The following is a 22,655-nucleotide window of genomic DNA, read 5'->3' as shown; positions in this document are numbered from 1 at the left end:
GGCTGTCCACAGGTTCGAGGGTTCATCCGACATTCGCCCGCGCCTCCCCCGCCGTTCGCCGTCCGGGTGCTCGAATGGCCCCCATGGTGCCTTCGCTGCGCAAGACCCTCGTCACGTGTGTCGCCGCCGCCCTCGCATCGGCCCTGCTGTGGACCACCTCCGCCGCGCCGCCGGCGTCCGCCGCGCCAGGGCGGGGAGAGCACCGAGCCGACCACGTCGTCCTGCTCGCCCTCGACGGCTTCGACGTCGAGTACCTCGACCTCGTGCGCTCGGGCGAGGCGCCGATGCCGAACCTGGAGCGGCTCCTGCGCCGCGGCAGCCTCACGACGTCGACGGGCGTGATGACGTCCATCACCAACCCGTCGTGGTCGTCGGTCGCGACCGGGGCCTGGCCCGCGACCCACCGGAACACGGCCTACTGGTTCGACACCACGACGAACACGGCGCGCGGCCAGCAGCGCGACCTCGCCGTCCCGACGATCGCGCAGTCGATCCGCGCGCAGGGCGGCACCGTGTTCTCGGCGCAGTGGTTCATCCTGCAGAACTACGGCGTCACCTTCGGCGACCCCGGCGGCCTCTACACCCAGCCCGGCGGCGACTGCGCACGGCGCACCGACGACGCCGTCGCCGTGCTGCGCGGCGAGCCGGTCGACTCCGGCGGCGAGCTGGTCCGCACGGACGGCGTCCCCGACCTGATCGCCGTCTACTGCGACGTGCTCGACGCGATCGGGCACGACGGCGGCGACGCCGACCCGCGCCTGCCCGCCGCACTGGCCGACATCGACGCGCAGCTGGGCCGGATCGTCCAGGCGACGCGCGACGCCGGCGTCTACGGTCGCACCGCGTTCGTCATCACGGGCGACCACGGCATGACCACGTTCGACAAGGGGTTCGCGGCCGAGGGCCTGGCCGCGATCGAGGCGGCGGGGTTCACACCGCAGGTGCTCACCAGCGGACAGTCGCCCGCGCCGGGGACCGACGTCGTCGTGGTGGTCGGCGGCGTGGCCGACGTGCGGGTCGTCGGCGAGCGGGCGGGCGACCGCTCGGCGGTCCGCCGGCTGGAGCGGGCCCTGCGCGCGCTGCCGCAGGTGCGGTCCGTGCTCGACGAGGCGGACCAGCGCCGGCTGCACATGAGCCCGCACTACGGCGACCTCGTCGTGGAGCCGCGGCCCGGCTGGTCGTTCGGCCCGACGCCCGCCGACCCGGCGGGCAGGCACGGCGCCACCACGGAGCTGCAGGTGCCGCTGGTGCTCGCCGGCGCGGGGGTCCGACCGGGCGTGCGTCCGCACGCGCCGCGCCACGTCGACGTCGCGCCGACGATCTCTGCCCTGCTGGGCTACGCCCCGCCGGCGGCCACGGAGGGCCGTGTGCTGCGCGAGGCGCTGCGCCGCTGAGGCGCACTACCTCGCCACGTGACTACCTCGCCAGGTGACTACCTCGGCAGGTGACTACCTCAGAAGGAGTCGACCAGGGGGCCGCCGACCGCGAGGAGGAGCCAGGTCACCGCGGCCAGGTAGCCGATGACCAGGATGATGTGCCGGTTGCCGACGAGCGCGTCGCGCAGGCCCTCGCCGACGGGCAGGTCGCCCGCGCGCACGCCCCGGACCACCTGGTACCACAGGAGCGGCCACATGATCGTCCACACGATCATGCAGTAGGCGCACAGCGCCACGATCACGTAGAAGCTCGTGTACATGAGGAAGAACACGAGCGCCTCGCCGAGCACCGTGCCCACCAGCAGCGACGTCCAGTACCAGCGCGGCAGCCGGGTGCCGAGCAGCAGCATGACACCCGTGGTGACCACGACGGGGAACGCGGCGACACCGATGTAGGGGTTGGGGAACCCGAGCAGAGCGCCCTGCCACGAGTCCATGGCCGCCCCGCAGTCGATGAACACGTTGACGCTGCAGGACGCGACACGGTCCGGGTCGAGGAGCTTGAGGTACTTCTCCCAGGACAGGGCGAACGAGGCGGCGAAGCCGATGCCGCCCAGCACCACGAGCAGGAGCCCCATGGTGCGCGCGCCGAGCGGCTGCGGTGCCGCGACGTCCTGTGCGTTGCTGTCCGACGACGTCGTGGTCGCCCCGGTCCCAGTCACGCGCCTACGGTACCGGCGAACCCTGGACCTTCGCTGGGACCCGGGTCACGAGGCGGTCTCCGGCACCTGGTGGGCGACCCGCTGCCGCCCGAACGCGACGACGAGCCCCAGCCCGAGCAGCGTGACGACGAGGCCGGCCCACGCCGGCGCGAGGTACCCCCACCCCGCGTCGATCACGAGCCCGCCGACGAACGCGCCCGCGCCGTTGGCGACGTTGAGGCCCGCGTGGCACAGGGCCGCACCGAGGGACGGCGCCCCCGGCGAGAGGTCCATGAGCCGGGTCTGGAACGCGAGGCCGAGCACCTGCGACGTGACGCCCAGCAGGAACAGCGACGCGAGGGCGGGCACGACCCACCCGCCCGTGAGCGCGAACAGCGCGAGCGACGCCGCCGTGGCGAGGAACCCGATCAGCACGGCGCGCAGCACACCGCGGTCGGCGAGCCGGCCACCGAGCTGGGTACCCACCGTCATGCCGACGCCGAACAGCGCCAGCACCCACGGCACCGCGCCGCCGGGCAGCCCGGTCACCCCGGTCAGGGTGGGCGCCACGTAGGTGTAGACGGCGAACATGCCGCCGAACCCGACGGCGCCCGCGACGAACGCGATCCACAGCGGCGCGTTGCGCAGCGTCGCCAGCTCGGTGCGCACGGAGCGGCTCGCTCCGCCCGCGCCCGCGGGCACGAGCCGCCAGAGCCCGAGCAGCGTGACGGCGCCGAGCGCGCCGATGAGCACGTACGACACGCGCCAGCCGAAGGTCTGCCCGACCCAGGTCGACAGAGGGACGCCGACGACGTTCGCGATCGTCAGGCCGGTCATCATCGTCGCGACGGCGCGCCCGCGCTGCGCCGGCCCGGCCACCGCGGCACCGACGGCGGCACCGACCCCGAAGAAGGCGCCGTGCGGCAGGCCGGCGAGGAACCGGCCGAGCACGAGCCAGCCGACGTCGGGCGCCGCCGCGGACAGCACGTTGGCCACCGTGTAGAAGCCCATGAGCGCGAGCAGGAGCCGCTTGCGCTCCATGCGCGCCGCGGCGACGGTCAGCAGCGGTGCGCCCACGACGACGCCGAGCGCGTACGCCGTGATGGTGTGCCCGACCTGGGGGTCGGTCGCGCCCAGGTCCGCGCCGACGTCGGGCAGCAGGCCCATGGCGGCGAACTCGGTGGTGCCGATGGTGAAGCCGCCGACGGCCAGCGCGACGAGCGCGGGCAGGGCCGTGCGGAGCGAGGGGCGTGTCGCCATGGTGGGGGTCTCCGGGGCGTCAGGACGGTCGAGGACGGCGTATCGATTCGAGGCACCGTCGGCGACACCGGCGACGAGGTCAGGGGGACGGCGGACAGCCTACTCCTGCGACACCCAGACGCGGGAGGCCGCCAGGAGCCCGAGGTCCGCGACGCGCTCCGCGGGCTCCGGCTCCGCGCACGTCCAGGCGACGGCGACCGTCCCGGCGAACTCGCGCCGGGTGGTGACCTCGACCCGGATGTCGAGGTCGATGCCCAGCTCGGCGAGGTACCGCAGCGCCTCGGGGTCGGCGTCCGAGATGCGCACCACCGTCCCGGCGTCGCCGGCGTGCATCGACGACAGCGGCACGGCGGACGGCCGCACCACGGTGCCGTCCGCGGCCGGGATCGGGTCGCCGTGGGGGTCGCGCGACGGGTTGCCCAGCCGCTCGGCCATGCGCTCGACGAACACGTCGGACACGGCGTGCTCGAGCACCTCCGCCTCGTCGTGGACCTCGTCCCAGCCGTAGCCGAGCTCGCTGACCAGGAACGTCTCGAGCAGGCGGTGGCGGCGCACCATCGCCAGCGCCAGCCTGCGGCCGTCGTCGGTGAGCCGGATCGCGCCGTACCGCTCGTGCTCGAGCAGCCCTTGCCCGGACAGGCGGCGGACCGTCTCGGACACCGTGGACGCGCCGACGCCGAGCCGGTCGGCGAGGTGCTTGGTGGTCACCTTCTCGTCCGACCACTCCTGGGCCGACCACACCGCCTTCAGGTAGTCCTGGGCGACGGGCGTCAGCTCGGCCGGGTCGGTTGCGATGTCCACGCCCCCGAGCCTAGTTGCCCGACGGGGTCGGCGACGGAGCCCGTTCGGTACCCGGGACGTCGGCCGCGTCCGGTCCGTCGCCGGGCACCTCGTCGGGCAGCGGCACGGGCGGCGGGACCGACTGCCGCTCGCTCACGAACGCCTCGCCGTCGGGCGTGACCTCGACGAGCTGCCAGTCCACGAACCGCCGCCGCTCCGGGTCGAACCGCAGGACCGTCATCTCCGAGGAGTCGCGCAGCGGACCCACGGACGTGTTGCCCTTGGTCGCGCCGCCCGTGCTCGCGTTGACGTACCGCACGCCGTACCCGACGACGTCGGGCCCGATCCGCGTGTGCATGTGCCCCGAGACCTGGAACGGCACGCAGCCGGACTCGAGGGCGGCGTCCCCGACGGCGGGCTGGTGCACGAGCAGGAGGTCCACGCGGTCCTCGCCCGTGTACCCGCCGAGGCCGGGCTCGCCCGCCACCTCGCAGGCGACGTCGCGCAGGCGCTCGCCCGCCTCGGCGGGCGTCTCCTCGCGGGACATCACGGTCCCGCCGCCGATGCGGGTCTCCAGCGGGTCGCGGTCGCCCAGGATCCGCACGCCCTCGACCTCGACCACCTGCCCGTCGAGCACGACCTGCCGGTTGGCGAGCTCGGTGGCCGTCGTGAGGCGGGAGTCGTGGTTGCCGTCGGCGACGACGAAGGGGACGCCGTCCGGCACTGCCGAGGCGAACGAGTCCACGCAGACCGACTCGACGCTCGTGCCGTTGATCGTGGTGTCGCCCGCGTTGAGCATGACGTCGGGCGCGATCCGGTCGGCGAGGTCGCGGATGAGCGGCGTCATGCCGGTGTTGCAGTGCAGGTCCGACACGAGCAGGAACGTGACGAGCTCCGGCGCGTCCGGGCTGCCCGACGGCGACGCGCTCAGCCCCTGCTCCTGCTCCTCCTGCGCCGCGACGCGCGCGTCCCACGCCTCCACCAGCCGCTCGCGCGCCCCGGCGTAGAACACCTCGTTGGCCTGGTAGGTCTCCACCAGCTGGCCGCTGTAGGTGTCGATGACGCTCGCGAGCCGCCCGGTGATCCGCGCGCCCTCCAGGGCCGTGCCCTCGAAGACCGCCGAGGCGGGCAGGGCGGACCGCTCGGCCGGCCCGGAGCTCGACGTCGCGGTCACCGCCACGAGCACGACGACGGCGACGCCCGCCGTGATCTCCCACGTCCGGGCGGCCGCGGCGCGCGCGAGCTCGGCGCGCCGGCGCGACCCGAGCAGGGCGCGCAGCGCGAGCAGCACGGCGGCGAGCACGACCGCGGCGCCGGCCGCCCCGCGCACGGCGTCCCAGGCGAGCGCCCACGCGGCGGTGCGCACCGTCTGCTGCGGGGTGTCGAAGAACTGCAGGTAGCCGTCGAGGTCGCCCGCGAGCGCGTCGAAGCTCGCCGCGTCGACGGCGGAGAGGTCGGCGGGGATCTCGTGCACCGTGATCCGGACGCCCAGGTTGAGCGGCAGGGGCGAGTCCGCGACGACGGTGCCGAGCGGGCCGAGGTCGGCCACGAGGCTGTCCTGGGCGGTCACGGCGTAGGTGGCCTCGTGCGGGCCGAGGCTGAGGTCGGCCTTCGCCGTGGTGACACCGAACATCAGGCACGTGAGGACGGCGAGCGCGCCGGCCAGGGTCCACCGCAGCCAGCGGGGCGGGGCAAGACGAGTCATCGGTGCCCACCTTGTCATGCGCGCGACGTACTCACCCGCCGCCTGCGACGTGCCGGCGCCGAGGTTCACCCACCCGGCGCGGTCCGTGCCGCTCAGCCCGCCTTGCGGGACTTCTTCGTGGTGGCGGACTTCGAGCGGCTCGAGGAGGACCTGCTCGAGCCGCCGGAGGAGGACGTGCCGGAGGACGAGCCGGACGAGGACCTGGACGAGGTCTTCGACGAGGTCTTGGACGAGGTCTTGCCGGACGACCTGCCCGAGGACGTGCTCGACGACCCCGACCCCGACCCCGACGACCTCCCGCGCGACCTCGACTCCGCGACGCTGCGCTTGAGGGCCTCCATGAGGTCGACGACCTGGGCGCCCTCGCCCTCCTCCTCCGTCTCGCCGAAGGTCTCGGCGGTGTCGACGCTCTCGCCGGCCTCGAGCTTGGCGTCGACGAGCTTGCGGAGCTGGACCTGGTACTCGTCCTCGTAGTCCTCGGGCGTGAAGTCCGCCTCGAAGCTGGTGACGAGCTGCGCCGACATCGCGAGCTCCTTGTCACTGACCTTCGCGGGCTCGTCGAGGGAGGGGAAGGCCGCCTCGCGGATCTCGTCGGCCCACAGGAGCGTCTGCAGCACGAGCACCTCGTCGCGCACGCGCAGGGCCGCCAGCCGGGTGCGCTGGCGCAGCGCGAACTTCACGACGGCGGTGCGGTCGGTCTCCTCGAGCGTGCGCCGCAGGAGCACGTACGCCTTCGTCGACTTCGAGTCGGGCTCGAGGTAGTAGGTGCGGTCGAGCATGATGGGGTCGATCTGCTCGGTGGGCACGAACTCGACCACCGAGATCTCCCGGTCCCGCTCGGCCGGCAGGTCGGCCAGCTCCTTCTTGGTGAGCACCACGGTGCGCTCGCCGTCGTCGTAGGCGCGGTCGATGTGCTCGTAGGGCACCACCTCGCCGTCGATCTCACAGACGCGCTTGTAGCGGATGCGGCCCCCGTCCGCGTCGTGCACCTGGTGGAGCGGCACGTCGTGGTCCTCGGTCGCGCTGTACAGCTTGACCGGCACGTTGACGAGGCCGAAGGTCACGGCACCCTTCCAGATAGCCCTCATCCCTCTATAGTGCGCCCCAAGCGCACCTCTCGCCCAGGTTTCGCCCTGTCCCGAACCGGGTGGCGGCTCAGAGCCCGGCGCGGTCCAGCTTCGCGCACAGCTCCGCGTTGCTGGGCTCCACGAGGTGATCGCCGTCCGGGAAAGCCAGCACCGGGATGGTCGTGCGGCCCGTGAGCGCCTTCGCCTCGTCCGCGCGGTCGGGCTCCGCGACCAGGTCGACCCACACGTACTCGACCCGCCGCACGTCCAGCACCGCCTTGCTGCGCCGGCAGTCGCGGCACCAGTCCGCTCCGTAGACGGTCAGCAGCGCGGGCGGGGCGGGCAGCTCGGCGTCGGCCGAGAAGACGGGGGCGAAGGTCCGCGCGAACGGTCCGGTCGCCAGGTCATCCGAGATCACCCGCGGGAGCCTAGCGGACCCGCGCCCGCGCACGGGCACGCCCAGGGCGGCACGATGGTGTGATGGCGCCCACGCAGCGGACGGTCAAGCAGACGGTCACCCAGCCGGTCACCCAGCCGGTCACGCAGACCGTCATGGTCGACGGTCACCGCCTGCGCCTGAGCAACCTCGACAAGGTGCTCTACCCGGCGACCGGTACGACCAAGGCCGAGGTGCTGCACTACCTCACGCAGGTCGCGCCCGTCCTCCTGCCCCACGCCGCCAACCGGCCCGCGACCCGCAAACGCTGGCCCGACGGCACGGGCGGGCAGATGTTCTTCCAGAAGAACCTCGACGCCTCGACGCCCGACTGGGTCAAGCGCCGGTCGATCCAGCACAAGCGGTCGTCCAACGACTACGCGCTCGTCAACGACCTGGCGACCCTGACGTGGCTCGGCCAGACGGCCACGCTCGAGCTGCACACACCGCAGTGGCAGTTCGGTCGGACGGGCGCGCGCCTCGACCCGGACCGCCTCGTGCTCGACCTCGACCCCGGACCCGGCGCCGGCCTGGCCGAGTGCGCCCGGGTCGCCCGCTGGGCGCGCGAGATCCTGCAGGGCATGGGCCTGGAGCCCTACCCGGTCACCTCCGGCTCCAAGGGCATCCACCTCTACGCCGCGCTCGGCCGGACCGCCGAGACCCGCCTCGGGTCGGACGCCGTCTCCGCGGTCGCGCACGAGCTGGCCCGGTACCTCGAGTCCGAGCACCCCGACCTCGTCGTCAGCGACATGAGCAAGAAGCTGCGCACCGGCAAGGTGCTCGTGGACTGGTCGCAGAACAACGGCAACAAGACCACCATCGCGCCCTACTCCCTGCGCGGCCTCGACCGCCCCTTCGTCGCGGCGCCCCGCACGTGGGACGAGCTCGAGGACCCCGACCTGGCCCAGCTCACGCCCGACGAGGTCGTCGAGCGGGTCGAGACCGACGGCGACCTGCTCGCCCCGCTGCTCGAGGGCCACCTCGCCGCCCTCGAGCCGACGCCCGAGCGCCTCGCCACCTTCGCGAAGCTCGAGACCTACCGCGCCAAGCGGGACCCGGAGAAGACCCCCGAGCCGTTCGGACCACCGGGCGGCGAGGCCGCCGAGCGCGGCGACGACGCCCCGACCTTCGTCATCCAGGAGCACCACGCCCGCCGCCTGCACTGGGACTTCCGCCTCGAGCACGACGGCGTGCTCGTGAGCTGGGCGCTCCCCCGCGGCGAGCCCACCGACCCGGCGAAGAACCACCTCGCCGTGCAGACCGAGGACCACCCGCTCGAGTACGGCTCCTTCGAGGGCAGCATCCCCGCGGGCGAGTACGGCGCGGGCGAGGTCACCATCTGGGACGCCGGCACCTACGACCTGGAGAAGTGGCGCGACGACGAGGTCATCGTCACCCTCCGCTCCGAACGCCGTGGCGCGCGGCGGCTGGCCCTCATCCGCACCGGCGGGCGCGACGGCGACGCCGAGAACAACTGGCTCATCCACCTCACGAAGGCCCAGCCCGGCGACGGCACCACGACGGACACGCCGCCCCAGGACGGCGCGCGCCGCCCCAGGACGACCGGCGCCGCCGCCCGCCCCGCCGCGCGCAGCGGCCCCTACCGCCCGATGCTCGCCAGCCCCGCCCAGGCCGGCGAGCTGCACGACCCCGACAGCTGGATGCTCGAGATGAAGTGGGACGGGTTCCGCACCCTCGCCCACGTGCAGGACGACGGCACCGTGCGCCTCGTGAGCCGCTCCGGGCAGGACCTCACGGTCACCTTCCCCGAGCTCGCCGCCCTCGGCGGCCAGGTCGACCCCGACCGCCTCCCGGCCGTGCTCGACGGCGAGATCGTCGCCCTCGACCGCGACGGCCGCCCCGACTTCCGCCGCCTCCAGCACCGCGCCAACCTCCGCAAGGAGCACGACGTCGCACGCGCCCGGGCCCGCGTCCAGGTCGACCTCATGCTCTTCGACGTGCTGCAGGCCGACGGCGAGGACGTCACCGGCCGCCCCTGGACCGAACGGCGCGAGCTCCTCGAGTCCCTCGTCACGCCCGAGGCGCCCGTCCACCTGCCGCCCGTGTTCGACGGCGACCTCGACGCGGCCATGCGCACCTCGCGCGCCCTGCGGCTGGAGGGCGTCGTCGCCAAGCGCCGCACCTCCACCTACGTCGGACGGCGCTCGCGGGAGTGGCTCAAGCTCAAGCACAGCGCCACGCAGGAGGTCGTGGTCGTCGGCTGGCGACCGGGCCACGCGAACGCCGCGGTCATGGGCTCGCTCCTCATGGCGGTGCCCGACGGCGACGCCCTGCGCTACGTCGGGCGGGTGGGCACCGGGTTCACCGAGCGCGAGCGCCGCGAGATCACCGCGCGCCTGCAGGGCATGGAGCGCAAGACCCCCGGGGCGACGGGCGTGCCGGCCGAGGACGCGCGGGACGCCCGCTGGGTCACCCCGCGCCTGGTCGGCGAAGTGACGTTCGCCGACTGGGCCGAGGGCAGCGACAGCGCGTCGGGCGAGCGCCGCATGCGGCACTCCGTCTGGCGCGGGTGGCGCCCCGACAAGGCGGCCGCCGAGGTCGAGGCGGAGCTGCCCGGGGAGGCGTGACCGCTTGGCACACTTTTCCTGCGTCGTCTGCGCGGGAGCCAGATCTGCCGGAATACCGGCGGCCGGACGAGAGGTTGGGCCCTGACATGCGAGCGATCACCTACAGCAGGTTCGGCAGCGCGGACGTCCTCGAGCTCACGGAGGTGCCGGACCCCCACGTCGGGCCGGACACGGTCGTCGTGCGCGTGCGGGCCGCGTCCGTGAACCCCGTCGACTGGAAGGTCCGCGAGGGCTACCTCGAGGGCGTGATCGACACGACCCTGCCCGCGATCCCGGGCTGGGACGTGGCAGGCGTGGTCGAGCAGGTGGGGCTGGACACCCCCGAGTACCAGGTGGGCGACGAGGTCTACGGCTACGTGCGCAAGGACACCGTCCACGACGGCACGTTCGCCGAGCTCGTCGCCGCGCCGGTACGCACGCTGGCGCGCAAGCCCGCGTCGCTGAGCTTCGAGGAGGCCGCGGCGGTCCCGCTCGCCGGCCTCACCGCCTACCAGGCGATCCAGCGGTCCGGGGTCCGCGAGGGACAGACCGTGCTCGTGCACGCGGCGGCCGGCGGCGTCGGCGCGTTCGCGGTGCAGATCGCCCGGGCGCTGGGCGCGCGGGTCATCGGCACGGCGAGCGAGCGCAACCACGAGTTCCTGCGCTCCCTGGGCGCCGAGCCCGTCACCTACGGCGACGGCCTGGCCGACCGGGTGCGGGGGCTCGCGCCGGGCGGCGTCGACGTCGCCCTCGACCTCGTGGGCGGCGACGCCGTCGCCACGAGCGCGGCCGTGCTCGCGCAGGGCGGCACGATCGCCTCGATCACCGACGCGACCGCGCGCACCGAGCACGGCGGCCACTACGTCTGGGTGCGCCCGTCGACCGCGGACCTCGACGCGCTCACCGAGCTGTTCGACGCCGGGAAGCTGTCGGTCGAGGTCGCCCAGGTCTTCGACCTGGCGGACACCGCGGACGCGCACCGGGCCAGCGAGTCGGGGCACACGCGCGGGAAGGTCGTCGTCCAGGTGTGAGCCGTCAGGTGTCGGCCGGCTCGGCGGCCGCGGCACGCTCGTGCGCGGCGACCTCCTCGAGGGACCGCAGCACGCAGAACTCGTTGCCCTCCGGGTCGGCGAACGTGACCCAGCCGCTGCCCGGGCCGTAGATGCCGCGGTGGTCGCCGACGACGGTCGCCCCGTGCGCCGCGATCCGCTCGATCTCCGTGTCACGCAGGTCCGCGCGCGGGCGCAGGTCGAGGTGCACCCGGTTCTTGGCGCTCTTGCCCTCCGGCACCTGGACGAACAGGACGTCGACGCCCTTGCCCTCGGGGTCGGTGATCATGCACTCCTCGTGCCCGGGGAGGTTCGGGTCGCCCGGTACGTCCTGATACCCCAGCACGGGCTTCCACCACTGGGCGAGGGAGTAGGCGTCGGCGCAGTCCACCGTGACGTGGGAGACGAAGGAGACCATGGCGGGACCCTGGCACAGCCAGGGGCGTCCCGCCCACCCCTTTCCCTCCCGTCACCCCGGGGACGAGCGGCCGTGCCTCCAGTAGCCCACGAAGTCCACGTTCGCCTTCGGCACGCCGCGCTCGGCCACGAGGTGCCTGCGGGCACCGGTCGCGAGCGCGGACTCGCCGACCGCGAAGGCGTACAGCTCCTCGGCGGGCGCGCCGAGGTCGAGGTCGCGCAGCGCCGCGAGCGCCGCCTGGCCGGGTACGGCGTGCGGGTCGGAGCGCACCACCCAGCGCAGCTCGACACCGGGTGGCGCGTCGACCTCCTGCCGGTCCGCCTCGCCGGGCACCTCGATCACGGCGGTGCCGCGGGCGTCGGGCGGCAGCGACTCGCACACCCCTGCGACGGCGGGCAGCCCCGACTCGTCGCAGACCAGCAGGGCGGGACCCGCCGCACGGTCGGCGTCGTAGACGATGCCCTGGTCGAGCAGGCCCACGCGCATCCCGGCCTCGGCGGCCTCGGCGAACCCGGCTCCGGGCCCGGAGGCGTCGGGGTCCCCGTGCCCGCCGTCGTTCCCGTGCAGCACGAAGTCGACGTCGATCTCGTGCAGGTCGGGCCGGGCGGTCCGGACGGTGTAGTTGCGCACCCAGGGGCGCCGCGCCTTCGGGGTCGCCAGGTACTCGGCGTACCAGAGGGCCGACGTGCGGGTCGGCAGCCTGAGCGCGTCCTGCCCCTCGCGCGGCAGGAAGAGGCGGAACCACTGGTCCCAGCCGACGGGTGTGAACCGGGCGAGCTCCTCGCCGCCGAGGGTCACGCGCATCATGTGGGGCGTGACGCGCTTGGTGCTGACCACCTCGGCCATGACGACGTGCGGGTCGACCGGTCTGCGCCCTCGATGTGCCATGTGCTGAGGTTAGGCATACCTAAGCGCGTTTGACCAGGGGTTCGTCCGGTTCTCCCCCGCGCACGGAGCGGATCCCCGCGAAGGACAGGAGCCCGCCGAGCACGAGCAGCCCCGCCGTGACGAGGAGAGCGCGGTGGAACGACGCCACGTCCAGCACGCCGCCCGTGATGATCCCGGCGAACGCGACCGTCACCAGGCCGGCGACGCGCGCGACCGCGTTGTTCACGGCCGAGCCGATCCCGGCGTCGTGCGCGGGCACGGCGCCGAGGATCGCGGCCGTGAGCGGCGCGACCGTGATCGACAGCCCGAGGCCGAACACGAGCTGGCCGGGCAGCACCTGCGTCGGGTAGAAGGCGGTCTCGTCCATCGCCAGCATGAGCAGGAAGCCCACGCCCGCCACGACGGGCCCCACCGTCATGAAGAGGCGTGGCCCGTACCGCCCCGACAGGGTGCCGAACCAGGCCGACAGGAAGATCATCGCGAGCGTCGTGGGGAGCTGCGCGAGCCCGGACCAGGTCGCCGAGTAGCCGGCCACCTGCTGCAGGAACAGCGTGAGCACGAAGCCGCCGAGCGAGAGCGCGCCGTAGATCGCCGTCGTCGCGAGGTTGCCCCACGCGAAGTTGCGCGCCGAGAACAGGCGCAGCGGCAGCATCGGGTCGGCCGCCCTGCGCTGGTACAGCACGAACGCGACGAGCAGCGCGGCGCCGCCGAGCAGCGCGGCCAGCACCCCCGCCGACCCCCAGCCCAGCCGCTCGCCCTCGATGAGCCCGAAGACGACGCCCGCGAGCCCGCCCGCGGCCAGCACGGCGCCGGGCACGTCGACCCGGCGCCCCGGCTCGCCCGTGTCGGCCGGGATGCCGCGCAGGAGCCACAGCGTGACCGCGATGACGGGCACGTTGATCCAGAACACCCAGCGCCACGTCACGAGGTCGACCAGCAGGCCGCCGACGAACGGGCCGACGATCATCGCCGCCGTCGTCCACGACGTCCACCGCCCGATGGCGCGCGACTGCGCCTCTCCGGCGAACGTCGCGACGAGGAGGGCCAGCGAGCTCGGCACGAGGAGGGCGCCCGCCACGCCCTGCAGCGCGCGGGCCACGACGAGCACCGGCCCGGTCGGCGCGACGGCGCACAGCACCGACGCCGCGGCGAAGCCCACCAGCCCGGCCGCGAGCACGCGCCGGCGCCCGTAGACGTCCGACACCGACCCGGCGACGAGCATGAGCGCACCCAGGGTGACCAGGTACGCGTCGACCACCCACTGCTGCAGCGCGAGCCCCTCGACGCCGGGCCCCGCGAGCTCGCGCGCGATGGCGGGCAGCGCGACGCTCACGACCGTGCCGTCGAGGAAGGACACGAACGAGCCGAGGATCGCGACGAGGAGCACCCGCCGCTGGAGCGTGGTCACGAGGTCACGCTATGCCCCGCCACCGACATCGTCACCGCCGATGCCGGAAGACACCGCTGACAAGCCGCCCGGCCACCGGCACCATCGGAGGATGGACCTCACCATCCGGGACGCGACCGCGCAGGACGCGGCCCCGTGCGCGCGGATCTACGGCTTCTACGTGCGCCACACCCACGTCAGCTTCGAGACCGATCCGCCCGACGTCGCCGAGATGGCCCGGCGCGTCGCGGCGTACGCGGACCGGCACGCGTGGCTGGTGGCCGAGCGTGGCGGAACCGTCGTCGGGTTCGCGTACGGCAGCCCGTACTCGCCGCGTCCGGCCTACCGGTGGTCGGTGGAGACGAGCGTCTACCTCGAGCCGGGCCTGCGCCGCACCGGAGCGGGCAGGGCTCTGTACGAGGCGCTCCTCGACCGGCTCGCCGCGCGGGGCTACCGCCGGGTCGTGGCGGGCCTCGCCCTGCCCAACGACGCCAGCCTCGGGCTCCACGTCGCGCTCGGCTTCGAGGTGGTGGGCACGCTGCGGCGGATCGGCTGGAAGCACGGGAGCTGGCGCGACGTCATGCGCCTGCAGAAGGACCTGGCGCCGGAGCTCGGCACGACGCCACCGGAGGCGCTCCCCCGTGACCTGCCCTCCTGACCAGCGCGCCTACCCGGTCGGCGGCCACCCGTCAACTCCCCGCTGCGATCGCCGCGGCACCCGCCACCCGGTGGAGGATCGCCGCATGGACCGCATCGTCCGCGTCGCGACTCCCGACGACGCCGCAGCCTGCGCCGCGATCTACGCCCCCTTCGTCGCCGACTCGGCGGCGACCTTCGAGACCTCCCCGCCGGACGCCCGCGAGATGACGCGCCGCATCGAGCGGTTCTTCGGCCGCGAGACGTGGCTGGTGCTGGAGACCGGCGGCACCGTGGCCGGCTTCGCGTACGCCAAGCCGTTCGCCGACCGCCCGACGTTCCGCTGGACGCTGGAGACCAACGTCTACGTCGCGACCGAGCACCAGCGGCAGGGGGCCGGCCGCACGCTGTACGACGCGTTGCTGGTGCGGCTCGCGCGCCGCGGCTACCACCGGGTCGTCGCCAGCATCGTGCTGCCGAACGACCCGGCCGTCGCGCTCCACGAGGCAGCGGGCTTCCGGCGCGCGGGCCGGTTCGAGCGCATCGGCTGGAAGCACGGCCAGTGGCACGACGCCGTGATGTTCCAGCGCGACCTCGTGCGCGACGACGGCATCACGCCGGGCAACCGCACGGCCGACGCCGAGCTGCCGAGCCTGCTGACGCCGGAGCCGCTCGAGGTGACGCGCACGCCGCTCGTGCGGCCGCACCCGGCCGAGGACCTGGTCGCCTACTTCGGCGACTGAGGTGCGCCGCACGCCGCGCGCCGGAATACCCGTGCGGGCCCCCGCTAAGGTCGCTCCATGAGCATCACCGTGCGCCCGGTCGGCTACGACGACCAGCCCGCCTACACCCGCCTGGGCGCCGAGGCGTTCGGCGTGCCCGAGGGCGGTCGGCCGGTGCCGACGCGTGCGGAGTGGACGGCGGCGGGCTTCCGCGAGTGGGGCGCGTTCGACGGCGACGAGCTGGCCGCCCGGCTGCGGGTCTACGGCTTCACCTCGTGGTTCCATGGCGCGCAGGTGTCGACAGCCGGCGTCGCGGGCGTCGCCGTCGAGCCCGAACGGCGAGGCGCGGGCCACGTCGCGCCCCTGTTCGCTGCCGCGCTCGCCGAGGCGCGCGAGGGTGGCGAGACGATCTCGACGCTCTTCCCGAGCGCGCCCGGCATCTACCGCAGGCTCGGCTACGAGGTGATCGGCTCGTTCGACGACGTGGACGTGCCGTTGCAGGCCCTCGCCCGCGTGCCCGCGGCGACCGGGATCGTCACGCGCCGGGCGACCGTCGCCGACTTCGACGCCGTCGTGGGCGTGCACCGGGAGTGGGCGGCGCGGCAGAACGGCCCGGTCTCGCGCGCCGAGAAGCCGTTCTGGACGCCGCCGGAGAAGTTCTTCGCCGACTACACGGGCGTCACGCTCGCGGTCGACGAGGCGGGCGACGTCGTCGGGTTCGCGAGCTGGGTGCGCGGCGAGGGCTACACGCCCGCCACGGCGCTCATGGAGGTCGACGACCTCGTCGCGCTCACCCCGGACGCCGCCCGCGCGCTGTGGCGCACGCTCGGCAGCTTCTCGACGGTCGTCGGCACGGCACGCGTCTCGACGTCGGGCCTGGACCCGGCGTGGCTCGTGCTGCCGGACCTCACGTCGCGGGTGCACGCCGCCCACCCCTACATGCTGCGGGTGCTCGACGTCGCGGGTGCGCTCGGCGGCGTCGAGTCGCCGCTGGAGGGCGCGCGCCTGCCGTTCGCGGTCCGGGGGACCGACGACCTCGCGGGCGCCTGGACGCTCACGGTCGCCGACGGCGTCACCCACCTCGAGCGCGACGCGGTGGAGCTCGAGGACGCCCACCACGAGCGGCCCGTGCTCACGGCGAACGGGCTCGCGCTCGTGTACGCGGGCGCGCAGTCGCCCGCCAACCTGCGGATCGCCGGCCACCTCACCGGGGCACCGACCCACGACGCCGTGCTCGGCGCGGTGTTCGCCGGGCGGCAGGTGCACGTGCGCGACTACTTCTGACCCGGCACCCCGGCACATACTGGGCCGGTGAACCTCCCTGTCGCCTGGTCCGTCGTCCTGATCCTCACCGGCCTGTGGAACCTGCTCGTCTGGCCCCGGTTCTGGCAGCGCATCGCCGCGGACCCGCGCTCGCGCGACGCGGACGGCCGGGCCACGCGGTTCCGCACGGTGCACGCGGTGCTCGTCGTCGTGTCGCTCGCCCTGGGCACGGCCGTGGGCGTGCTGGGCGTCCTCACGCTGGTCTGACCCCCGGGCGTCCGGCCCGGATCCCTCCTCCGGCGCGCCTGCGGTTGCCGCCATACCTGGAGGTAGGTACGCTGGCGGACCATGAGCACCGCGACCGCACGTGACCGCCTCATCGACACAGCACAGGAGCTGTTCGCCGCCCGGGGCGTGGGCGCGACGAGCCCACGCGCCGTGCTGGCGGCGTCGGGCGTCGGGCAGGGCAGCCTCTACCACCACTTCCCCACGAAGCACGACCTCGCGGTGGCCGCCGTCGGTGCCACGGTCGAGGACGCGCTCGCCCGCGCGATGCACGACCTGCGCGGCGAGTCACCCGCGGTCCGGCGGGTGGTCGACTACCTCGAGCGCCCGCGCGACGCGCTGGCGGGCTGCCGGATCGGCCGCCACACGTCGGACCAGGCGGTGATGGACGACGAGGGCCTGCGCGACGTGGTGACGGCCTACTTCGTGCGCCTGCTCGGCGTGCTCACCGAGGCGTTCCGCGAGGCCGGCCTGCCCGACGACGCGGCAGGCGACCGGGCGCACGCCGCCCTCGCGATCGTCCAGGGCGGCTACGTCCTGGCCCGTGCCACGCAGGACCCCGACGCGCTCACCGCAGCGGTGCGCGGCTTCGTCGGCCTGCTGACCCAGAAGGAGAGCATGTGACCCTCCGCGAGCGCCTCCGCGCGCTGCCCGCTTTCGCCCGGCCGGGCCTCCCGGCGTTCGACCCGGACACCGCGCCCGGGACCCCGCACGAGCTGTTCGAGCACTGGCTGGGGCAGGCGATCGACGCCGGGCTCCTCGCTCCGCACGCCGCGACGTTGTCGACCGCCGACGCGGCGGGACACGTGACGGCGCGGACGCTGGTCCTCAAGGACGTGACGGCCGACGGCTGGTGGTTCGCGTCGCAGTCCACGGGCCCCAAGGGCCGGGACCTGGCGGCGAACCCGCACGCCGCGCTGACGTTCTTCTGGCCCGAGCTGGGCAGGCAGGTGAAGGTGACGGGCAGCGCCGCGCCGGCGGGCCCCGACGTGAGCCGTGCCGACTTCCTGGCCCGCCCCGACGCGTCGCGCGCCGCGGGCCTGGTCAACCGGCAGAGCGAGCCGCTGGGCTCGCGCGACGAGTACGTGCGTGCGTTCACGGAGGCGCTGGAGGCCGTGACGGCGGACCCGGGGCTGGTCGCGGAGAGCTGGGCGGCGTACGCGCTGGCGCCGACGAGCGTCGAGTTCTGGCAGGCGCCGGACGAGGGTCCGCACACGCGGCTGCTGTACCGCGCGGACGCCGGCGGCTGGACGAGGGGGCTGCTGTGGCCGTGACCGACCTGACCCCGCACGCGCTGGCCGACTCGGCGGACGGCCTGGACACGCTGATCGCGGCCGCCGAGCGCCTCGGGCCCGAGGACGTCGCCGGACCGTCGGCCCTGGAGGGGTGGACCCGCGGGCACGTGCTCGCGCACGTCACGAACCTGGGCGAGGCCCTGGCCGGGCAGGCCCGGGCCGCCGCCCGCGGCGAGGTCGTGCCGGTCTACGCGAGCCGGGCGGCCCGCGACGCGGGCATCGAGGCGAACGCGGGGCGCACTCTCGCGGAGCACCTCGCCGCGCTCCGCGCCCTGCGCGACGAGCTGGCCGACGCCTGGCCCGCGCCGGGTTCGCCGTTGTGGGACGCCCCGAGCGGCTACCGGGACGGGCCGCTGTCGGGCTGCCTGCTCGCGTGGTGGCGCGAGGTGCGCATCCACACGGTCGACGCGCTGACCGGCACCGGCCAGGCGGTCGGCTACGCGACGTGGGACGAGACCCTGTGCGCCCACCTGCGCGACTTCCTGGCCGTGCGCCTGCCGGACGGCGTGGCGGTCGACGACGTCGCGGGCGACCCGCGGGACGTCACGGTGTGGCTGGCCGGCCGCGTCCCGGACGGCCCGCTGCCGGACGACCTGCCCGAGCTCGGCCCGTGGCCGTCCTCGACGCCCGCGCCGTCCTGACGGCGCGCGTACACCGCGGGACGCCCGCCCGACCGCTCACACCGTCGCGGCGAACGCGACGCCCGTGAGCCGCTCGGACGTGTCCCACACCCGGGCGGCCTCCGTCTCGCTGCGCAGCGGCGGGTACAGGGGCTGCTCGGCAGGCGCCCCGCCGAGGTGGCCGAGCCCGCTCGGCCCGTAGAGGACGCCGGGCCGGGACTGCGGGCCGGTCGCGGCGAGCAGGGCGGGCAGGTACGCGGACTCGACGGTGCCCAGCAGGATGCCGCGCTCCGAGAGGGCGCGGACGAGCCGGCCGCCGGCGGTCGGGCGGTCGCGCCCGATCTCGGGCCGGGCGGCGAGCAGGCTGGTGGGCGCCACGCCGGGGTGCGAGAGGTTGCTCGTGACGCCCCACCCCTGCGCCGCGCTGCGGCGCTGGAGCTCCAGGCCGAACAGGCCGAGCGCGATCTTCGACTGGGAGTAGGCGCGCATGCCGGAGTACGAGCGGTCCGCGTTCAGGTCCTCCCAGTGCACGCGTCCACGCCGGGCCGCGACGCTCACCTGTGAGGTGACGCGGGCCCGGCCGGCGCGCAGGAGGGGCATGAGGTGCGCGACCAGCGCGAAGTGGCCCAGGTGGTTGGTGCCGAGCTGGAGCTCGAAGCCGTCGGCCGTGGTCTGGCGCGCGGGCGGCTGCATGACGCCGGCGTTGTTGAGGAGCAGGTGGATCGGCCGGCCGTCGCGGCGCAGGGTCTCGCCGAGCGCCGCGACGGAGTCGAGCGAGGCGAGGTCCAGGTCGTGCAGCTCGAGGTCGGCGTCGGGCACGGTGCGCCGGATCGCGGCGAGCGCCGCCTCGCCCTTGCTCCGGTTGCGGACCGGCAGCAGCACCTGGGCGCCCGCCGCGGCCAGCCGGGTGGCGAGCCCGAGGCCCATGCCGTCGCTCGCACCGGTGACGAGCGCCCGCCGGCCGGCCTGGCTCGGCACCGCGAGATCGAGAGTCCTACGTGTCATGGCTTCGGCTCCTTCGTGTGGGGTCGCCGTGTCGGGGACCTGCCACCGATCGTGGACGCCCGCCCGGCCGGTAGACAGGGCCTGCCGATCACAGGCTCGCGGGGCCACCCCGCCGGGTCCCCTGCGGACCCGGTCCGCAGAGGGGGATCGACGGGCCGTGGCTCCGCCGCCGGGCACGAGGTAGAACAGGTGGGCACGTCGCCGAGACGAGGGGGGCACCGTGATCGACCGCACCGGCCTGGCCGACTTCCTGCGCCGACACCGCGAGGCGCTGCAGCCGGAGGACGTCGGGCTGCCCCGTGGGCAGCGCCGCCGCACGGCGGGGCTGCGCCGGGAGGAGGTGGCGATGCTCTGCTCCATGTCCACCGACTACTACTCGCGGCTGGAGCGTGAGCGCGGACCGCAGCCGTCCGAGCAGATGGTCGGCGCGATCGCGCAGGGCCTGCGCCTCTCGCTGGGCGAGCGCGACCACCTCTTCCGGCTGGCCGGGCACAACCCGCCGCCGCGCGGCGCCACGAGCGAGCACGTCGGGCCCGGCCTGCTGCGCATCCTCGACCGGCTGACCGACACCCCGGCCGAGATCATCACGGAGCTGGGCGAGACGCTGCGGCAGACGCCGACGGGCGTCGCGCTCACGGGCGACGCCGGCCGGTACAGCGGCAAGGCCCGGAGCATCGGCTACCGCTGGTTCACCGACCCCGCGACCCGCTCGCTCTACCTGCCGGAGGACCACGCGCACATGACGCGCATGTTCGTCGGGGGCCTGCGCGAGCTCGCGACGCTGCGCGGGCCGGGCTCGCGGGCCGCCGGGCTCGTGACGGAGCTGCTCGAGCGCAGCGCGGAGTTCCGCTCGGTGTGGGACACGCACGAGGTCGGCCTCGGCCCGATGGAGATCAAGCGGTTCGTGCACCCGGAGGTCGGCGTGCTGGAGCTGAGCTGCCAGACCCTCGTCGACCCGGACCAGGCGCACCGCCTGCTCGTCTACACGGCGGCGCCGGGCAGCGAGAGCCACGAGCGGCTGCGGCTGCTGGCGGTGATCGGCGCGCAGCAGGTGGCGACCGTCCCGTGAGGGCCGGTGCCTACCGTGAGCGAGGTCACCGCGCACATCACGTGATTCGCGCCACAGCGCTCGTTCCGCTTTTCACAAGCCCGCTATCGTTGCGAGCGTGACTTCTTACCACCAGAGCGCCCCCCGTCCCACCGAAGAGGTCGACGTCGCGCTGATCGGCGGAGGGATCATGAGCGCCACCCTCGGCGCGCTGCTCACGATCCTCGAGCCGACCTGGCGCATCGGGATCTACGAGCGCCTCGACGAGGTGGCGCAGGAGTCGTCGAACCCGTGGAACAACGCGGGCACCGGGCACGCGGCGCTCTGCGAGCTGAACTACACGCCGGAGCGCAAGGACGGCTCCGTCGACATCTCCAAGGCCGTGAAGATCAACGAGCAGTTCCACACCTCGCGCGAGTTCTGGAACCACCTGCTCACCGCGGGCCTCATGGAGGGCACCGACTTCATCAACGTCACCCCGCACATGACCTTCGTGCGCGGTGCCGAGAACGTCGACTTCCTGCGCCGCCGGTACGAGGCGCTCAGCGCCCACCCGCTGTTCCGCGACATGGAGTTCAGCACCGACCCCGCCGTCATCGGCAGCTGGGCGCCGCTGATGACGCTGGAGCGCGACCCGGACGAGCCGATCGCCGCCACCCGCGCCGCCGCGGGCACCGACGTCGACTTCGGCGCGCTCACCAAGAAGCTCATCGGCTTCGCGACCGACCACAACACCGAGCTGCACCTCAGCCACGAGGTGCGCGGCCTCAAGAAGCTGCGCGACGGCCGCTGGCGCCTCACCCTGAGCGACCGCTCCTGGAACGCCCCCTCGCCGCGCCGCCGCACCGTGACCGCGAAGTTCGTCTTCGTCGGCGCCGGCGGTGGCGCGCTGCCGCTGCTGCAGGCCTCCGGCATCAAGGAGGCGCGCGGCTACGGCGGCTTCCCGATCTCCGGCGAGTTCCTGCGGACCGCCAACCCCGAGGTCGTGGCGCAGCACAACGCCAAGGTGTACGGCAAGGCCGACGTCGGCGCCCCGCCGATGTCCGTGCCGCACCTCGACACCCGCGTCGTGGACGGCAAGAGCTACCTCATGTTCGGCCCGTACGCCGGGTTCAGCCCCAAGTACCTCAAGAAGGGCAAGTACCTGGGCCTGATCACGTCGCTGCGCCTGCACAACGTGTTCTCGATGCTGGGCGCGGGCGCCAAGAACCTCGACCTCACGGCGTACCTCGTGGGTCAGCTGGCCGCCGCGCCGGAGACCAAGTTCCACGAGCTGCAGCGCTTCATGCCGACGGCGCGCCCGGGCGACTGGGAGAAGATCGTCGCCGGCCAGCGCGTCCAGGTCATCAAGTGGGTCAAGGGCAAGGGCGGCGTGCTGGAGTTCGGCACCGAGGTCGTCGCCGCGTCCGACGGCTCGATCGCGGGCCTGCTCGGCGCCTCGCCGGGCGCCTCGACCGCCGTCGCCGCGATGACCGGCCTGCTCGAGCGCTGCTTCCCGGCGAAGTACGCCGAGTGGAAGCCGCAGCTCACCTCGATGATGCCGAGCCTCGGCGGCATGGCCGACGACGCCGCCCAGCTCGCCCCGGCCCAGCGGGTCACGGCGGGCGCCTGACCCCTGGCGGGCCTCACGAGAGGTCCGCCAGGGTCAGCAGCAGGGCCGACCAGCGGGTGAGGAGGGCGTCCACCGTCGCCGTCGCCTGCGGGATGGCGGGCAGGCGGGCGCGGACGGCGATGCCGTCGGCCGTGCGGGAGACCCACAGCTGCAGGTCGTCGGCCCGGGTCGCGGCCGACACGTGGTGGGCGTCGTGCCGGACGGCGGCCGCGTGGCCCGGCAGCCGGCGGTAGTCCAGGTACGACACCTGGAAGATGTCCACGCGCGGGAAGCGCAGCGGCCGCGGCAGCGACTCCACCACCCGCTCGAGCGGCACGGTCGCCAGCTCGCGCGCCGCCCGCAGGGCCTTGCCGGTCGCGGCGAGGTCGGTGTCCCGCACCTGCCCCGGCCCGCCCCCGGCCACGTCGACGCGCAGCGGCACCGTGGTGGTGTGCCAGCCGACGGCGCCACGCGTCGCGGCGTCCGTCCGCGTGTGCACCGGCAGCAGGGTCTCCAGCACGTCGGGGCCGCCGAGGTCCGCGACCGCGCGCGCCAG

General features: G+C 74.4%; 22 protein-coding genes and 1 pseudogene. 12 read left to right on the top strand and 11 right to left on the bottom strand.

Going from position 1 to position 22,655, the window contains the following annotated elements; all coding sequences use genetic code 11:
• Positions 1-83: 83 nt before the first annotated feature.
• A complete protein-coding gene (locus HLB15_RS11395) occupies positions 84-1,394 on the top strand; it encodes an alkaline phosphatase family protein (protein WP_171105694.1) in 1,311 nt (436 codons plus the stop codon).
• 59 nt (positions 1,395-1,453) lie between these two features.
• On the opposite strand, the gene HLB15_RS11390 is transcribed toward HLB15_RS11395, so the two are convergent.
• The 6 genes from HLB15_RS11390 to HLB15_RS11365 form a co-directional block, all read right to left on the bottom strand.
• Positions 1,454-2,098 carry a vitamin K epoxide reductase family protein gene (locus HLB15_RS11390; RefSeq protein WP_171105691.1) on the bottom strand — a complete coding sequence of 215 codons (645 nt, stop codon included), beginning with the start codon at positions 2,096-2,098 and terminating at the stop codon, positions 1,454-1,456.
• Positions 2,099-2,143: 45 nt separating this feature from the next.
• Complete coding sequence (locus HLB15_RS11385) at positions 2,144-3,337, bottom strand: MFS transporter (RefSeq protein ID WP_171105690.1); 1,194 nt, start codon at positions 3,335-3,337, stop codon at positions 2,144-2,146.
• A gap of 99 nt (positions 3,338-3,436) precedes the next feature.
• Entirely contained in the window at positions 3,437-4,138 is a 702-nt protein-coding gene (locus HLB15_RS11380) for a metal-dependent transcriptional regulator (RefSeq protein WP_171105688.1), read from the bottom strand.
• A gap of 10 nt (positions 4,139-4,148) precedes the next feature.
• The gene (locus HLB15_RS11375) at positions 4,149-5,822 is read right to left on the bottom strand and encodes a metallophosphoesterase family protein (protein ID WP_229785027.1); all 1,674 of its coding nucleotides are present in this window, start codon (positions 5,820-5,822) and stop codon (positions 4,149-4,151) included.
• Positions 5,823-5,914: 92 nt separating this feature from the next.
• On the bottom strand, positions 5,915-6,910 hold the full coding sequence (ku, locus tag HLB15_RS11370) for a non-homologous end joining protein Ku (protein WP_171105685.1): 996 nt from the start codon (positions 6,908-6,910) through the stop codon (positions 5,915-5,917).
• A 67-nt stretch (positions 6,911-6,977) separates the two neighbouring features.
• Positions 6,978-7,307 carry a glutaredoxin family protein gene (locus HLB15_RS11365; RefSeq protein ID WP_308424918.1) on the bottom strand — a complete coding sequence of 110 codons (330 nt, stop codon included), beginning with the start codon at positions 7,305-7,307 and terminating at the stop codon, positions 6,978-6,980.
• Positions 7,308-7,441: 134 nt separating this feature from the next.
• On the opposite strand from HLB15_RS11365, the gene HLB15_RS11360 reads away from it, so the two are divergent.
• Both HLB15_RS11360 and HLB15_RS11355 read left to right on the top strand, forming a co-directional pair.
• Positions 7,442-9,913: an ATP-dependent DNA ligase gene (locus HLB15_RS11360; protein WP_229785063.1), complete on the top strand. Its 2,472-nt coding sequence runs from the start codon at positions 7,442-7,444 to the stop codon at positions 9,911-9,913.
• Between the two features lie 86 nt (positions 9,914-9,999).
• Entirely contained in the window at positions 10,000-10,923 is a 924-nt protein-coding gene (locus HLB15_RS11355; RefSeq protein WP_171105681.1) for an NADP-dependent oxidoreductase, read from the top strand.
• Positions 10,924-10,927: 4 nt separating this feature from the next.
• Here the strand turns inward: HLB15_RS11355 and HLB15_RS11350 are convergent, their stop codons facing one another.
• From HLB15_RS11350 to HLB15_RS11340, 3 genes are read right to left on the bottom strand one after another with little or no spacing between them, the layout of a single operon-like run.
• Positions 10,928-11,359 carry a VOC family protein gene (locus HLB15_RS11350; protein WP_171105679.1) on the bottom strand — a complete coding sequence of 144 codons (432 nt, stop codon included), beginning with the start codon at positions 11,357-11,359 and terminating at the stop codon, positions 10,928-10,930.
• Between the two features lie 51 nt (positions 11,360-11,410).
• Positions 11,411-12,247: a siderophore-interacting protein gene (locus tag HLB15_RS11345; protein ID WP_171105677.1), complete on the bottom strand. Its 837-nt coding sequence runs from the start codon at positions 12,245-12,247 to the stop codon at positions 11,411-11,413.
• 19 nt (positions 12,248-12,266) lie between these two features.
• Complete coding sequence (locus HLB15_RS11340; protein ID WP_171105675.1) at positions 12,267-13,655, bottom strand: MFS transporter; 1,389 nt, start codon at positions 13,653-13,655, stop codon at positions 12,267-12,269.
• 91 nt (positions 13,656-13,746) lie between these two features.
• Here HLB15_RS11340 and HLB15_RS11335 point away from each other — a divergent pair, with 91 nt between their 5' ends.
• From HLB15_RS11335 to HLB15_RS11305, 7 genes are all read left to right on the top strand, one after another.
• Complete coding sequence (locus HLB15_RS11335) at positions 13,747-14,292, top strand: GNAT family N-acetyltransferase (RefSeq protein WP_171105673.1); 546 nt, start codon at positions 13,747-13,749, stop codon at positions 14,290-14,292.
• 85 nt (positions 14,293-14,377) lie between these two features.
• The gene (locus tag HLB15_RS11330) at positions 14,378-15,013 is read left to right on the top strand and encodes a GNAT family N-acetyltransferase (protein WP_171105671.1); all 636 of its coding nucleotides are present in this window, start codon (positions 14,378-14,380) and stop codon (positions 15,011-15,013) included.
• 57 nt (positions 15,014-15,070) lie between these two features.
• Complete coding sequence (locus tag HLB15_RS11325; RefSeq protein ID WP_171105669.1) at positions 15,071-16,276, top strand: GNAT family N-acetyltransferase; 1,206 nt, start codon at positions 15,071-15,073, stop codon at positions 16,274-16,276.
• Positions 16,277-16,303: 27 nt separating this feature from the next.
• Positions 16,304-16,522, top strand: coding sequence for an SCO4848 family membrane protein (locus HLB15_RS11320; protein ID WP_171105667.1), 219 nt, complete (start codon positions 16,304-16,306; stop codon positions 16,520-16,522).
• An 81-nt stretch (positions 16,523-16,603) separates the two neighbouring features.
• Complete coding sequence (locus HLB15_RS11315) at positions 16,604-17,164, top strand: TetR/AcrR family transcriptional regulator (RefSeq protein WP_171105665.1); 561 nt, start codon at positions 16,604-16,606, stop codon at positions 17,162-17,164.
• Entirely contained in the window at positions 17,161-17,814 is a 654-nt protein-coding gene (locus HLB15_RS11310) for a pyridoxine/pyridoxamine 5'-phosphate oxidase (protein WP_171105663.1), read from the top strand. Before HLB15_RS11315 ends, HLB15_RS11310 begins: the two co-directional genes overlap by 4 nt.
• Positions 17,805-18,476 (top strand): maleylpyruvate isomerase family mycothiol-dependent enzyme, encoded by a 672-nt coding sequence (locus tag HLB15_RS11305; RefSeq protein WP_311979570.1) that lies wholly within the window; start codon positions 17,805-17,807, stop codon positions 18,474-18,476. Before HLB15_RS11310 ends, HLB15_RS11305 begins: the two co-directional genes overlap by 10 nt.
• A gap of 36 nt (positions 18,477-18,512) precedes the next feature.
• Here HLB15_RS11305 and HLB15_RS11300 read toward each other — a convergent pair whose 3' ends face one another.
• Entirely contained in the window at positions 18,513-19,460 is a 948-nt protein-coding gene (locus HLB15_RS11300) for an SDR family oxidoreductase (RefSeq protein ID WP_171105661.1), read from the bottom strand.
• 220 nt (positions 19,461-19,680) lie between these two features.
• On the opposite strand from HLB15_RS11300, the gene HLB15_RS11295 reads away from it, so the two are divergent.
• Together HLB15_RS11295 and mqo are read left to right on the top strand one after the other, a co-directional pair.
• Complete coding sequence (locus tag HLB15_RS11295; protein WP_171105659.1) at positions 19,681-20,529, top strand: helix-turn-helix transcriptional regulator; 849 nt, start codon at positions 19,681-19,683, stop codon at positions 20,527-20,529.
• A gap of 97 nt (positions 20,530-20,626) precedes the next feature.
• Entirely contained in the window at positions 20,627-22,120 is a 1,494-nt protein-coding gene (gene mqo, locus HLB15_RS11290) for a malate dehydrogenase (quinone) (protein ID WP_268240991.1), read from the top strand.
• Positions 22,121-22,133: 13 nt separating this feature from the next.
• Here mqo and HLB15_RS11285 read toward each other — a convergent pair.
• A pseudogene (locus tag HLB15_RS11285) lies at positions 22,134-22,655 on the bottom strand (hypothetical protein); the annotation flags it as partial.

The sequence above is a fragment of the Promicromonospora citrea genome, assembly GCF_013004695.1.
In the GTDB taxonomy this organism is placed as follows: Bacteria; Actinomycetota; Actinomycetes; order Actinomycetales; family Cellulomonadaceae; genus Promicromonospora; species Promicromonospora citrea.
Note: the sequence above shows the minus strand (reverse complement) of the source record. Positions and strands in the feature narration are given on the sequence as shown.

Coding starts and splice junctions, on each gene's coding strand:
- HLB15_RS11395 (WP_171105694.1), top strand. CDS start 84: ATGGTGCCTTCGCTGCGCAAGACCCTCGTCACGTGTGTCGCCGCCGCC.
- HLB15_RS11385 (WP_171105690.1), bottom strand. CDS start 3,337: ATGGCGACACGCCCCTCGCTCCGCACGGCCCTGCCCGCGCTCGTCGCG.
- HLB15_RS11375 (WP_229785027.1), bottom strand. CDS start 5,822: ATGACTCGTCTTGCCCCGCCCCGCTGGCTGCGGTGGACCCTGGCCGGC.
- ku (WP_171105685.1), bottom strand. CDS start 6,910: ATGAGGGCTATCTGGAAGGGTGCCGTGACCTTCGGCCTCGTCAACGTG.
- HLB15_RS11360 (WP_229785063.1), top strand. CDS start 7,442: ATGGTCGACGGTCACCGCCTGCGCCTGAGCAACCTCGACAAGGTGCTC.
- HLB15_RS11355 (WP_171105681.1), top strand. CDS start 10,000: ATGCGAGCGATCACCTACAGCAGGTTCGGCAGCGCGGACGTCCTCGAG.
- HLB15_RS11350 (WP_171105679.1), bottom strand. CDS start 11,359: ATGGTCTCCTTCGTCTCCCACGTCACGGTGGACTGCGCCGACGCCTAC.
- HLB15_RS11345 (WP_171105677.1), bottom strand. CDS start 12,247: ATGGCACATCGAGGGCGCAGACCGGTCGACCCGCACGTCGTCATGGCC.
- HLB15_RS11335 (WP_171105673.1), top strand. CDS start 13,747: ATGGACCTCACCATCCGGGACGCGACCGCGCAGGACGCGGCCCCGTGC.
- HLB15_RS11330 (WP_171105671.1), top strand. CDS start 14,378: ATGGACCGCATCGTCCGCGTCGCGACTCCCGACGACGCCGCAGCCTGC.
- HLB15_RS11325 (WP_171105669.1), top strand. CDS start 15,071: ATGAGCATCACCGTGCGCCCGGTCGGCTACGACGACCAGCCCGCCTAC.
- HLB15_RS11315 (WP_171105665.1), top strand. CDS start 16,604: ATGAGCACCGCGACCGCACGTGACCGCCTCATCGACACAGCACAGGAG.
- HLB15_RS11300 (WP_171105661.1), bottom strand. CDS start 19,460: ATGACACGTAGGACTCTCGATCTCGCGGTGCCGAGCCAGGCCGGCCGG.